At 64.3% G+C, this 12,841-nt stretch carries 10 protein-coding genes; 6 read left to right on the top strand and 4 right to left on the bottom strand.

The features are described 5' to 3' along the window. Positions 1 to 68 precede the first annotated feature (68 nt). Positions 69 to 1,004: a UDP-3-O-acyl-N-acetylglucosamine deacetylase gene (gene lpxC / locus ACFPQ5_RS01860; RefSeq protein ID WP_379751347.1), complete on the top strand. Its 936-nt coding sequence runs from the start codon at positions 69 to 71 to the stop codon at positions 1,002 to 1,004. A 139-nt stretch (positions 1,005 to 1,143) separates the two neighbouring features. Here the strand turns inward: lpxC and ACFPQ5_RS01855 are convergent, their stop codons facing one another. Beyond that, the gene (locus ACFPQ5_RS01855) at positions 1,144 to 1,614 is read right to left on the bottom strand and encodes a DciA family protein (protein ID WP_379751345.1); all 471 of its coding nucleotides are present in this window, start codon (positions 1,612 to 1,614) and stop codon (positions 1,144 to 1,146) included. 250 nt (positions 1,615 to 1,864) lie between these two features. Here ACFPQ5_RS01855 and secA point away from each other — a divergent pair, with 250 nt between their 5' ends. Then, entirely contained in the window at positions 1,865 to 4,645 is a 2,781-nt protein-coding gene (gene secA, locus ACFPQ5_RS01850; RefSeq protein ID WP_379751343.1) for a preprotein translocase subunit SecA, read from the top strand. Positions 4,646 to 4,927: 282 nt separating this feature from the next. Here the strand turns inward: secA and ACFPQ5_RS01845 are convergent, their stop codons facing one another. The 3 genes from ACFPQ5_RS01845 to ACFPQ5_RS01835 form a co-directional block, all read right to left on the bottom strand. Further along, positions 4,928 to 5,950 carry a peptidoglycan recognition protein family protein gene (locus ACFPQ5_RS01845; protein ID WP_379751341.1) on the bottom strand — a complete coding sequence of 341 codons (1,023 nt, stop codon included), beginning with the start codon at positions 5,948 to 5,950 and terminating at the stop codon, positions 4,928 to 4,930. Positions 5,951 to 5,968: 18 nt separating this feature from the next. After that, positions 5,969 to 6,697, bottom strand: a complete 729-nt coding sequence (locus tag ACFPQ5_RS01840; RefSeq protein ID WP_379751339.1) for a hypothetical protein — start codon at positions 6,695 to 6,697, stop codon at positions 5,969 to 5,971. Between the two features lie 245 nt (positions 6,698 to 6,942). Further along, positions 6,943 to 8,511, bottom strand: a complete 1,569-nt coding sequence (locus tag ACFPQ5_RS01835) for a DUF945 family protein (protein ID WP_379751337.1) — start codon at positions 8,509 to 8,511, stop codon at positions 6,943 to 6,945. 195 nt (positions 8,512 to 8,706) lie between these two features. Between ACFPQ5_RS01835 and argJ the strand changes: the two genes are divergently transcribed. The 4 genes from argJ (at position 8,707) to ACFPQ5_RS01815 (ending at position 12,814) form a co-directional block, all read left to right on the top strand. Next, positions 8,707 to 9,945 carry a bifunctional glutamate N-acetyltransferase/amino-acid acetyltransferase ArgJ gene (argJ, locus tag ACFPQ5_RS01830; RefSeq protein ID WP_379751335.1) on the top strand — a complete coding sequence of 413 codons (1,239 nt, stop codon included), beginning with the start codon at positions 8,707 to 8,709 and terminating at the stop codon, positions 9,943 to 9,945. 7 nt (positions 9,946 to 9,952) lie between these two features. Next, complete coding sequence (locus ACFPQ5_RS01825; RefSeq protein ID WP_379751333.1) at positions 9,953 to 10,843, top strand: ATP-binding protein; 891 nt, start codon at positions 9,953 to 9,955, stop codon at positions 10,841 to 10,843. A gap of 225 nt (positions 10,844 to 11,068) precedes the next feature. After that, the gene (locus ACFPQ5_RS01820) at positions 11,069 to 11,479 is read left to right on the top strand and encodes an NUDIX domain-containing protein (RefSeq protein WP_379751331.1); all 411 of its coding nucleotides are present in this window, start codon (positions 11,069 to 11,071) and stop codon (positions 11,477 to 11,479) included. Between the two features lie 33 nt (positions 11,480 to 11,512). Continuing rightward, the gene (locus ACFPQ5_RS01815; protein WP_379751329.1) at positions 11,513 to 12,814 is read left to right on the top strand and encodes a D-amino acid dehydrogenase; all 1,302 of its coding nucleotides are present in this window, start codon (positions 11,513 to 11,515) and stop codon (positions 12,812 to 12,814) included. Positions 12,815 to 12,841: the final 27 nt, after the last annotated feature.

Raw genomic sequence — 12,841 nt, 5'->3', positions numbered from 1 at the left:
GCTCATCCGTTGCCACGCTGCAAGGGTCGAGTCCGGCAGCGATTTGCCAGCGACGATATAATCGACCCATGCTCAAACAACGAACCATCAAAGAACTGGTGCGCACGACCGGCGTCGGGCTGCACTCGGGCCGCAAGGTCGAACTGACGCTGCGTCCCGCCGCGCCCGATACCGGCATCGTGTTCCGCCGCGTCGACCTCGATCCGATGGTCGAGTTCCCGTCGAGCGCCGACGTCGTGGGCGATACGCGCATGGCCTCGGTCCTGATCAAGAACGACGCGCGCGTGTCCACCGTCGAACACCTGATGTCGGCCTGCGCCGGCCTCGGCATCGACAACCTGTACATCGAAGTCACGGCCGAAGAGATTCCGATCATGGACGGCTCGGCGTCCTCCTTCGTGTTCCTGCTGCAGCAGGCTGGCGTGCAGGACCAGCCTGCACCGAAGAAATTTATCCGCGTCCTGAAGGAAGTCGAGGTGCGCCAGGGCACGGGCAATAATGAAAAGTGGGCGAAACTGAAACCGCACGACGGCTTCAAGCTCGACTTCTTTATCGAATTCAACCACCCGGCGGTGGACGGCACGATGCAGAACGCCTCGGTCGACTTCGCCCAGGTGTCCTACGTGCACGACGTGGCGCGCGCCCGTACCTTCGGCTTCATGCAGGATGTGGAAAGCCTGCGCGGCATGGGGCTGGCGCGTGGCGGCTCGCTGGAGAACGCGATCGTGATGGACGAGTACCGGGTCCTGAATGCGGACGGGCTGCGCTATGACGACGAGTTCGTGCGGCACAAGATTCTCGATGCGATTGGCGATTTGTACCTGGTGGGGCATCCGTTGCTGGCTGCGTATGAAGCACACAAGTCGGGGCATGCGCTCAATAACGATCTGCTGCGGGCCTTGCTGGCGCGGCCGGATGCCTACGAGATCGTGTCTTTCGATGCGGTGGAGAGTGCGCCGGCGTCGTACGTCAAGCAGATGCAGCAGGAGTGGGCGCAGACCTAGTCGTGGTCGAATTAGACGGCGCCAATTTGCACGCGCCGTAACGCGGGCATGCCCGCCCTACGGTGCACCACCGTCTGTAGCAAGTTCATGGAACCGTTGCGTAACGTAGGGCGGGCATGCCCGCGTGTTCAACGGTTGATTATCCGCCGCGTCTCTTGGCCGCCAAGCGCTTCACCGCCGCCACCAGCGCCGCATTCTGCGGCGTATCCGGCAAACTCTCCCCCAGCTCCTCGAAGGCCTCCACCGCCGTGGACGGCAATTCCAGTACCCGCGGCTCCGGCCGCTGCGGCATCGCCCGCGTCACCTGCACCTTCAAACGCGTCGAGTTGACCTGCCAGCCGCGTGCGAGCAGGGTGGCCTGCAATTTCGGCAACTGCTGCTTCAGCCGCGCCGCCACGGCCGAACTCGGCACGGCCAGGGTCAGCACGCCTTCCTGGAAGGACAACACGTCGCAATTGTTCGCAATCGCCGGCAAAGCCAGGCCGACGTCGCGCTGCAGGTCGGCCATGCGCATCGCGGCCGGCATCAGGCTGGCCATGCGGTCGTTTTTCCGCAGAAAATCCGTCACCTCGAAGGAAGTGGCTCGGTTGCGGGTGCCGTAGATGTGCATGGGAGGAGAAGTGAGTGGGCTACAGGGCCGCAACATACCATAAGCGGCCCACCGGCGTGGCAATCGACGATTTACAAGGCAAACTGGCAACATTCTTTCGTGCACGACACTTGTTATCCTGCCTATCATCCCCAAGTGTGGCCGCATCGCATGATAAAATCACTCGCTTTTTGCCTCCGTCGGTCTTAGATAGGTATCTGTTTGATATCATCCCTGGCTCTTTTTGCGGCGTCTTTTTAAGAAACTTAGCATGTCATTACTGACCCAGATTTTCGGTAGCCGTAACCAGCGGCTGCTCAAGCAATATCAAAAAACCGTGCGTCAGATCAACGCGCTCGAGCCGCAGATGGAAGCGCTGTCGGACGCCGATCTCCAGGCCAAGACCCCCCAATTCAAGGACCGTGTCGCCAAAGGCGAGACGCTCGACGCCATCTTGCCGGAAGCTTTCGCCGTCTGCCGCGAAGCCGCCAAGCGCGTCCTCAAGATGCGTCACTTCGACGTCCAGATGATCGGCGGCATGGTGCTGCACGAAGGCAAAATCGCCGAGATGGGCACGGGTGAAGGTAAAACCCTGATGGCAACGCTGCCGGTCTACCTGAACGCGCTGTCCGGCAAGGGCGTGCACGTCATTACCGTCAACGATTACCTGGCGCAGCGCGACGCCGACCAGATGGGCCGCCTGTACGGCTGGCTCGGCCTGACGACGGGCGTGAACCTGTCGCAGATGGATCACGACACCAAGCAGACTGCCTACGGTTCGGACATCACCTACGGTACCAACAACGAATTCGGTTTCGACTACCTGCGCGACAACATGGTCTACGAGGCACGCGAGCGCGTGCAGCGCGGCCTGAACTTCGCCGTGGTCGACGAGGTCGACTCGATCCTGATCGACGAAGCGCGGACGCCTTTGATCATTTCGGGCCAGGCCGAGAATCACACCGACCTGTACCACCGCATGAACGAAGTGCCGCCGCAGCTGACCCTGCAGATCGGCGAGGAAACCCCGGACGGCAAGGGCGTGATCGAGGTCCCGGGCGACTACATCAAGGACGAAAAAGCGCACACCGTGCTGCTGACCGAGGCCGGCCACGAGAACGCCGAAGCCATCCTCACGAAGATGGGCTTGCTGCCGGAAGGCGCTTCGCTGTACGACGCGGCCAACATCACGCTGATCCACCACCTGTACGCGGCGCTGCGCGCCCACGTCCTGTACCACAAGGACCAGCACTACGTGGTGCAGAACAACGAAGTCGTGATCGTCGACGAATTCACCGGCCGCCTGATGACGGGCCGCCGCTGGTCGGACGGCCTGCACCAGGCCGTCGAAGCCAAGGAAGGCGTGCGCATCCAGAACGAGAACCAGACCCTGGCCTCGATCACCTTCCAGAACTACTTCCGCATGTACACCAAGCTGTCCGGCATGACCGGTACGGCCGATACCGAAGCCTACGAGTTCCAGGAAATCTACGGCCTGGAAACCGTCGTCATCCCGCCGAACAAGCCGTCGCAGCGCAAGGACCGCCAGGACCAGGTCTACAAGTCCGCGCAGGAAAAGTACAACGCGATGCTCATCGACATCAAGGATTGCTACGAACGCGGCCAGCCGGTCCTCGTCGGCACGACTTCGATCGAGAACTCGGAACTGCTGTCGGGCATCCTGAACGGCGCCAAGCTGCCGCACAACGTGCTGAACGCCAAGCAGCACGCCCGTGAGGCGGAAATCATCGCCCAGGCGGGCCGTCCGAAGATGATCACCATCGCGACCAACATGGCCGGCCGCGGTACCGACATCGTCCTCGGCGGTAACGTCGAGAAGCAGATCCAGATCATCGAAGCCAACGCCGAACTGTCGGAAGCGGAAAAGGCGGCGCAATCGGCGCAGCTGCGCAACGAATGGCAGTCGCTGCACGACCACGTCGTCGGTGCCGGCGGCCTGCACATCATCGGTACCGAGCGCCACGAATCCCGCCGCGTCGACAACCAGCTGCGCGGCCGTTCGGGCCGCCAGGGCGACCCGGGCTCCTCGCGTTTCTATCTGTGCCTGGACGACACGCTGCTGCGCATCTTCGCCGGCGACCGCGTGCGCGCCATCATGGAACGCCTGAAAATGCCGGAAGGCGAGCCGATCGAAGCGGGCATCGTGACCCGTTCCATCGAGACCGCCCAGCGCAAGGTCGAGGCCCGCAACTTCGACATCCGCAAGCAGCTGCTGGAATACGACGACGTCGCCAACGACCAGCGCAAGGTGATCTACACCCAGCGTAACGAACTGCTGGAAGCGGCCGACATCTCGGAACTGATTGCCTCGCTGCGCACCGGCGTGTTCACCGACGTCGTACGCGAATACGTGCCGGCCGAATCGGTCGAAGAGCAGTGGGACATCAAGTCGCTGCAGTCGGTGCTGGCCGCCGAATGGGCGCTGGACGTGCCGCTCGAGCAGATGCTGGTCGACGATCCGAACCTGAACGACGACGACATCCTGGAAAAGGTGCTGGCCGCGGCCGACGCCTCGTACAACAGCAAGGTCGCCATCGTCGGCAAGGAATCCTTCGGCGGCTTCGAGCGCAACGTCATGCTGCAAAGCGTGGACACCCACTGGCGCGAACACCTGTCGGCGCTGGACCACCTGCGCCAGGGCATCCACCTGCGCGGCTATGCGCAGAAGAACCCGAAGCAGGAGTACAAGCGCGAAGCCTTCGAACTGTTCGGCAGCATGCTGGACCAGATCAAGAACGAAGTCATTCGCACCGTGATGACGGTCCGTATCCAGTCGCGCGAAGAAGTCGAGGCGGCGGAAGCGGCCATGGCGGCGCAGGCGGCGCACCTGGAAAACATCAACTACCAGCACGCCGACTTCAACCCGTCGGCCGCGCCGGAAGAGCTGCTGGCCCCGGTCGCCAACCCGGGCACCACGCCGATGGCAGCCGAAGACCACAGCACCTACATGGGCGTGAAGGTCGGCCGCAACGATCCGTGCCCTTGCGGCAGCGGGAAGAAGTTCAAGCAGTGCCACGGCAAGTTGGCGTGAGCCTGCAACCGTAACGAGAAAGGCGCCCGCGGGCGCCTTTTTTTGTAGGGTAGTCGGCTAAGTCAAATACTGGGGTCAGGTCTGGCATTCGGACACGGTCTCTGCCTTACTCGGTCTGGTATTGTCCAGGCCGTGTCCAATTGTCAGACCTGACCCCAGGTTTTCCGTAGGGTGGGCGCCCCGTGCCCACCAAATGCATGCGTCACGTTTGCATCGGCAATGGTGGGCACGGGGCGCCCGGTGAACCCGTCATTGAGGCCATTGGCCTCAATAACCCCTACGTCACCAGGCCATCTTGCTCCAGGTGTTGTCGCCGACGATGCCATCGACGCCGAGACCTTTGGACGACTGGAAGCTGCGCACTGCGCTGTTGGTGCCCGAACCAAAAACGCCGTCCACCACCAGCCCATACCCGCTCTCGTTCAGCTGGCTCTGCACCGCACGCACCTTCGCCCCCGAGTCGCCCTGCTGGGTGACGATGGTCAGTGCCGGCCAGGTGGCGTTGCCGACGATGCCATCGGCGCCCAGGCCGCGCGAGGACTGGAAGTTCTTCACCGCGGTCTGCGTGGCCATGTCGAAGCTGCCGTTCACGGTGAGGCTGTATCCCCATTGCTGCAGCAGGTACTGGATGGTGCGCACGCGCTCGCCCGTGTTCCCGTACTGGACCAGCGGCCAGGTCAGCGCTGCATCGCTGCCGCCGCCGCCGCTGGTGCCGCCCGCGACCAGCGATTTGTAGCGCGCCCAGTCCCAGCCCGAACCCGGATCGGTGTGGCTCTGGCTGGCGTAGTTGACGTGGCCCTTGACGTTGTACAGCGAGTCGGAAGGCACCGCGTTCCAGCCGCCGCTGCCGTCGAACACCTTCTGCGACAGGCCGCGCGAGGCGAGGATGTCGCGCGTCAGGGCCGCCGAGGCGTTGTACATGGCGCTGGTGTACCAGGTGGCCGGGGCGTTGATGTAGCCCTCGTGCTCGATGCCGATCGTGTAGCCGTTCGAGTTCCCGACGTGCCAGGCCTTGTCGGATTCGCGCACCATCTGCGTGACCTGGCCGTCCGAGGAACGGACCACGTAGTGGGCGCTGACGCCTGCCTGGCAGTTCTGGAACCAGGAGATCGAGCCGGCGTAGGAGCCTTGCGTCGTGTGGATGGTGACGTGGCTGATAGAGGCTGTGCGCGCCGAGTAGTTGCAGCTGGCCGCCGGGTTCCAGATCGCGGGCGGATAGTCGGTCGATGCGCCGGCCGGCAGCGTCTGCAGGCCGAGCGTGGCCAGGATCAAGCCTGCCAGCAGGCCGTTCATGTTCTTCTTCATGGGTGGTCTCCGGAGGCGTTATTTGGAAGCTGCATCGACGAAGTCGGGCGCCGAGATCTTCGGATCGGGCACGCCGGTCTCGATCGTGATGCGGCGCGCGGACAGCTTCTTGAGCTTCTCCTTGCCGTAGACCTTTTCCATCTCCACGTGGCGCTGGTTGATCTTATAGCCCTCGCCCTCGCGGCCCTGGCGGATCGCGGTCAGGATCTCGTAGGTGTAGATCTGCGCGACTTCCGGCTGCGGAATGCCGGAATAACGGGCTACGGCGCCTTCCCAGTCCTCGAGCGGGAAGTGCTTCGTCTTGCGCGCGCCGTACTGGGCGAGCAGGGCGGCGGCCGCGCGGATGTTGCTGCGCACGTCGGTGATGACGACATCCGGCGAGACCCGGATCAGCGCCGCGCCCTGCGTCAGCGAGGTGCCGAAATAAGTATCGTTGCGCAGGCCCATGATGCCGTAGCTGGGCGGCATGCCGTGGTGCGGGTCGGGGTCGATCTCGATCTGCGGCTCGCCGTTCTTTTTCAGCTGGCCTTTCGGCACGTGCGAGACCCAGCGGGTTTCGGCATAGGCGATCGATTCGAGCAGCTCGACGGGCACGTCGAACTCTTTCGAGGCTTCCTGGAAGTATTGCTTGTAGAGCTTGGCGGATGCCGTCAACTGGCGCGCTTGGCCGTCGGCGAACGCGGCCGGCGCGGCTGCGAGGCCAACGCACAGCGCGGCCAGCAGCCGTGCTTTCATGGTGAACTTCATTTTCCGTCTCCTGATTGTTGTTTCTGCTTATGTAAGCCCGTGCGAGCACACGGGCACGCACCTGGTGACGGCCTGAAGCGGACCGCACCGGGCCCGATCGAGTATAGGTATGTTGCTCTCTCGCACGATTGCACTGACGTATTTTGTTAACTCGTCATTTGTGTAGTTGACAAGTTCAACAGAATGGTGGTGCCGGGAGAGGGAAAGGCCAGTACCGCCCGCGGCGGCACCGGCTGGGGAGGAGATTAGGGGCGGACGCTGCCCGCTTCGCGCGACACGACGAAAATCGCGGGATGTTCGACGGGTTTGCCATCGCGCAGGGCAGGGATGAAGCGGCAGCGCGAGAAGGCCTTCAGCAGGGCCCGGTCGTAATCGGGGAAACCGCTTGGCCGGGTCACTTTGACGTCGCGCAGCGTCCCGTCCGCATTGACCACGTAGTCCAGCGCCAGCGCGATCGCGCGGTCCTGGGCAAGCACCTCGGCCGGATAGTCCGGCAGGGTGCACGATTCTTCAATCCGGCGCGACTGCATGAAGCCGGTGGCATCGGCAGGCACCGGCGCCTTCGGCGGCTTCGGCAGCTCGACCTGCTTGCCGTTGACGCGCAGGACACCCTTGCGGAACTCGATGGTGGAGACCAGCGCATCGTCTTCCAGGCGCGCATAGCCGTTGCCGAGCAGCTTGCCGACGATGGCGTCGGTGGCGGATGCGGCCAGGGCCGCGGCGTCCTGCGGCTGGGCTTGCGGCTGGGCCTTGGCGGCGGCCGCCATCTGCTGGCGCACGACGACCAGGGCGGCTTCGCGTACCAGGGCCAGCGGGACCTTGACGGTGAAGCGCGCATCGATGCGCTTGGCCAGGGTCTCGAGGTCGGCACGGTCGGCGCCCGGCCCGAAGCTGACGCGCCCGCGCAGCAAGGCCCGGTGTCCGTGGTAGCCGACGCTCATTTCGTCGATCACCAGCGCGGTCTTGTTCTTCGCGGCGCCGCGCATCAGCTGCTTGAAGAAGGGCATCACGGCGTTCAGGTTGTCGCTGGTGGCCACCTTCTGTGCGCTCATCTTCTTTTCGGCCGCGCGCATCGCCACCATGGCCGCCTTCTCGATGTTCACGAAGCGCATGTTCATCTTGACGTCGTCGATGCGTTCGCCCGCGACTTCGATGGCCTTGATGCCGAAGCCGTAGGCCATGTCGACCGTGCGCGGACGTTCGTCGACGCGGCCGTCGATCCACAGCTCGCGCATCAGGAGGGACATCTTGTTGGCCTTGTGCTCGAACTGCATGCTGGCGAGATCGCCGCGCAGCGTGCCGTACCAGACATCGCCGCCGCCGCGGCGCTGCTTGCCCGAGAGCGAGCCGTCGCGCAGCGTCAGGCGCGCGTCCTTGTCCTCGAAGGACAGCGAGGGCCAGCTGCCGCGGTAGTCGACGGACCTGGCAGCATTATCGACCCGGAAGTCGATCGGGAAAGCGTCCCACACGAGCGTATTGCCGGCGGACGTGGTGGTGTGCAGCGGCGCCAGCAGGAAGCGGTAGCTGGTCTTGCCCTGCTCGTTGCCGCGTTTTTCGACCGACCACGGACGCTCGTTGCCGAAAGCGTCGGCGAGCAGCTTCGCGGTCTCGGGCGTATGCTGGAAATCGACCAGCCGGTCGAAGTTGCGCGTGAGGTCGGCGCCGGCGACCATCGCATTTTGCATCTCGTGTGCAGCCGCGGTGAAGGCCTGCACGCCCAGGGGCGGTGCGGGGCGCGGCGGTTTCGCCGCGTCGTCGGCGGCATGGACGAGCGGAGCGGCAAGCAGGGTGGCCGCGATTGCGCGGCGTATCAAGGCAAGTTTCACGGTGGACCTTCGAGTTATCAAGTTTCTAATTATCAATGATGCCTGATAGAAAGTCACCCATCGGATCCGATAGCTGGTCGGATGTTGCGAAAACACTAAAACCTGGTGCGGAATGCGTCCCGCGCCCGTCTCCGCCCGTGCGCAGTACAATATCGGATTCGAAATCTTTCCATTGAGACCACCATGGCCGTGAATTCCCCTCTGCCCGTCGCCGCCGACCTGAAACCGGTTGCCGGCATCGACATCGGTTTTGCCCAAGCCGGCATCAAGAAGCCCAACCGCAAGGACTTGCTGGTGATGCGGCTGGCCGAAGGCGCCACCGTTGCCGGCGTGTTCACCCTGAACCGCTTCTGTGCGGCGCCGGTGCAGGTCAGCAAGGCGAACCTGGCGGCCGTGCAGAGCGGCGGCAAGCCGATCCGCGCCCTGGTCGTCAACACCGGCAATGCCAATGCCGGCACCGGCGAGCCGGGCCTGGCCAACGCCCAGGCCACCTGCGCCGAAGTGGCGAAGCTGCTCGGCTGCGATGCTCAGCAGGTGCTGCCGTTCTCGACCGGCGTGATCCTGGAGCCGCTGCCGGTCGCGAAGATCGTCGCCGGCCTGCCCGCCGCCGTGGCGAACCTCACCGCCGACAACTGGTTCAATGCGGCCGAAGCGATCATGACCACCGACACCCAGCCGAAAGCGGCCTCGCGTACGGTCACCATCGGCGGCCACCAGGTCACCATGACCGGCATCAGCAAGGGCGCCGGCATGATCAAGCCGAACATGGCGACCATGCTGGGCTACCTGGCATTCGATGCGAAAGTGGCGCAGCCGGTGCTGGACGAACTGGTGAAGCATGCGGCCGACCGGTCCTTCAACAGCATCACCATCGACGGCGACACCTCGACCAACGATTCCTTCATGCTGATCGCCACCGGCGCCGGCAGCCTGGAAGTGAACCAGGCCAGCGGCGCCGACTACGAAGCGCTGCGCGACGCCGTCACCGACATTTCGCGCAACCTGGCGCAGCAGATCATCCGCGACGGCGAAGGCGCGACCAAGTTCATGACCATCACGGTGGAGCAGGGCCGTTCGCTGGAAGAGTGCCGCAAGATCGCCTATGCGATTGCCCACTCGCCGCTGGTGAAGACCGCCTTCTTCGCGTCCGACCCGAACCTGGGCCGCATCCTGGCCGCCGTCGGCTATGCCGGCGTGGACGACCTCGACGTGACCAAGCTCGACCTGTACCTGGACGACGTCTGGGTGGCCAAGGCGGGCGGCCGCAATCCGGACTACCAGGAAGCGGACGGCCAGCGCGTGATGAAGCAGGCCGAAATCACGGTCCGCGTCACCCTGGCGCGCGGCGATGCGAGCGCCACCGTCTGGACCTGCGACCTGTCGCACGACTACGTCAGCATCAACGCCGACTACCGTTCCTGAGCGCTGCATGACGCCGCTCGAACAGTTCCTGCACCGCGCCGAAGCTTTGTTGGCGCGGGTCGAGGCGGTGCTGCCGCCGGCGCCGCGCGAGCCGGACTTTCGGCACGCCTACGCCTTCCGCTGGCGCCGGCGTCCGGGCGGCACGGGCGGCGGCTGGCTGCAGCCGGTGCGGCATGCGTCGACCATCGCGTTCGACGACCTGCAGCACGTCGAGCTTCAAAAGCGCGCGATCGAGCAGAACACGCGCCAGTTCGTGGCGCGCCGGCCCGCCAACAACGTGCTGCTCACGGGCGCGCGCGGCACCGGCAAATCCTCGCTCATCAAAGCCTGCCTGAACGGCTTCGCCGACCAGGGCCTGCGCCTGATCGAGGTCGACAAGGCCGATCTGGCCGACCTGCCCGACATCGTCGACCTGGTCGCCGGCCGGCCCGAACGCTTCGTCATCTTCTGCGACGACCTCTCGTTCGAGGAAGGGGAGGCCGGCTACAAGGCGCTGAAGGTGGCGCTGGACGGCAGCGTCGCCACCCAATCGGACAACGTCCTGATCTACGCCACCTCGAACCGGCGCCACCTGATGCCGGAAAAGATGGCGGACAACGCCGGTTATAAACACGGCGACGACGGCGAGCTGCATCCGGGCGAGGCGGTGGAAGAGAAGATCTCCCTGTCGGAGCGCTTCGGGGTGTGGCTGTCCTTTTATCCATTCAGGCAGGACGATTACCTCGGGATCGTGGCGCACTGGTTGCAGAGTTTCGGCTGCACGCCGGAGCAGATCGAATCCGCGCGCGGCGAGGCGCTGCAGTGGGCCTTGGGGCGCGGCTCGCGTTCCGGACGCGTCGCCTGGCAGTTCGCCAAGGATTACGCTGGCAGGCTCGCCACGGAATCCGATCCGCAATGAACCGTAGGGTGGACTCCTGAGTCCACGCGTTTACAGCGTTTGCATGTCGCAATATCGTTTCGACATCATCGCCGTTCTAACGCGTGGAGTCAGGACTCCACCCTACAAATCACGGCATATCCGGCGGTTATCCTACCTCTCATTTTTGTATCGCCCGTTGCCACGCTGCCCATGCTTTACGCACCAGCCTGGCGTACAATATCGGATTTTCCGGACGGACCAGCAATGCAGCACACGACAGCCCGGCCGATCGATGTGGCGGTCGGCATCCTGATGCGCCCGAACGGCGACGTGCTGCTCGGCCAGCGCCCTGAAGGCAAACCCTATGCCGGCTATTGGGAATTCCCGGGCGGTAAAGTGGATCCGGGCGAGACCATTTTCGAAGCCCTGCAGCGCGAATTCGTCGAGGAACTGGGCATGCAGATCGTCAGCGGCGAGCCCTGGTGCTGCGTCGAACACGTCTACGAGCACGCCCATGTGCGGCTCCATTTTTATATCAGCCGCGACTGGCGCGGCGAACCGCAAAGCCTGGAAGGCCAGGCCTTTGCGTGGCAAGGGACAGTCGGCCTTACCCCGCTGCTGCCCGCAACCATCCCCCTGCTGGCGTGGCTCGATCAGCTGCGCTATGCGGGGTAAAAAAGCAGTCAACCAATCTGTTGAAGGACTCCTGTGAAAATCATCGTCTTGGGTAGTGGTGTCATCGGCACCACCACGGCGTATTACCTGGCCCAGGCCGGGCACGACGTTACGGTCATCGACCGCCAGCCGGCCGCCGGCATGGAAACGAGTTATGGCAATGCCGGCGAAATCTCGCCCGGCTATGCGTCCCCGTGGGCCGGGCCCGGCGTGCCGGCGAAAGCCGTCAAGTGGCTGATGATGCAGCACAGCCCGCTGGTCGTGCGTCCCAAGCTCGATCCGAACCAGTGGCGCTGGATGCTCTCGATGCTGGCCAACTGCAATCACAAGAGCTACGCCATCAACAAGGGCCGCATGGTGCGCCTGGCCGAGTACAGCCGCGATGTGCTGGTCCAGCTGCGCAAGGACACCGGCATCGCCTACGACGAGCGCAGCCAGGGCACCCTGCAGCTGTTCCGCAACCAGAAGCAGCTGGACGGCGCCGCGACCGACATCGCCGTACTCGAGCAGTACGGCGTGCCGTATAAAGTCCTCGATCCGGCCGGCTGCGAAGCCTATGAACCGGCCCTGAAGAACGTGCGTGGAAAATTCGTCGGCGGCCTGCTGCTGCCGAACGACGAAACCGGCGACTGCTTCAAGTTCACCCAGAAGCTGGCCGAGATGGCCAAGGAACTGGGCGTGAAATTCCGCCACGGCGTCGAGATCAGGCGCCTGTCCGTCGAAGGCGACAAGGTGGTCGGCGTGGTCACCTCGCAGGGCGAGCTGAAGGCCGATTCCTTCGTGCTGGCGCTGGGCAGCTATTCGCCGTTTGTCCTGAAGCAGATCGGCATCCACATTCCGGTGTACCCGGTGAAGGGCTACTCGATCACCGTGCCGATCACGGACGCCGCCGGCGCGCCGGAATCGACCGTGATGGACGAAACCTTCAAGGTCGCGATCACGCGCCTCGGCGACCGCATCCGCGTCGGCGGCACGGCCGAACTGGCCGGCTACGACCTGAGTTTGCACCAGGCGCGCCGCGACACGCTGGAACACTCGGTCACCGACCTGTTCCCGCGCGGCGGCGACGTGTCGAAGGCCGAGTTCTGGTGCGGCCTGCGTCCGATGACGCCGGACGGCACGCCGGTGGTCGGCCCGACGCCGTACCGCAACCTGTTCCTGAACACCGGCCACGGCACCCTGGGCTGGACCATGGCCTGCGGCTCGGGCCGCGTGCTGGCCGACATGGTCTCGGGCCGCCAGCCGGAGATCGGCCTGGAAGGGCTGTTCATGGATCGTTATGGCCGCCGCAACAAGCCGGTGCTGGTGCCGGGCGGGATTACTGTCACCGCGTAAGCAATCGGCGCATGTTCGTTCGAAATA

Source organism: Massilia suwonensis (assembly GCF_042655665.1).
Taxonomy (GTDB): Bacteria; Pseudomonadota; Gammaproteobacteria; order Burkholderiales; family Burkholderiaceae_D; genus Telluria; species Telluria suwonensis.
Note: the sequence above shows the minus strand (reverse complement) of the source record. Positions and strands in the feature narration are given on the sequence as shown.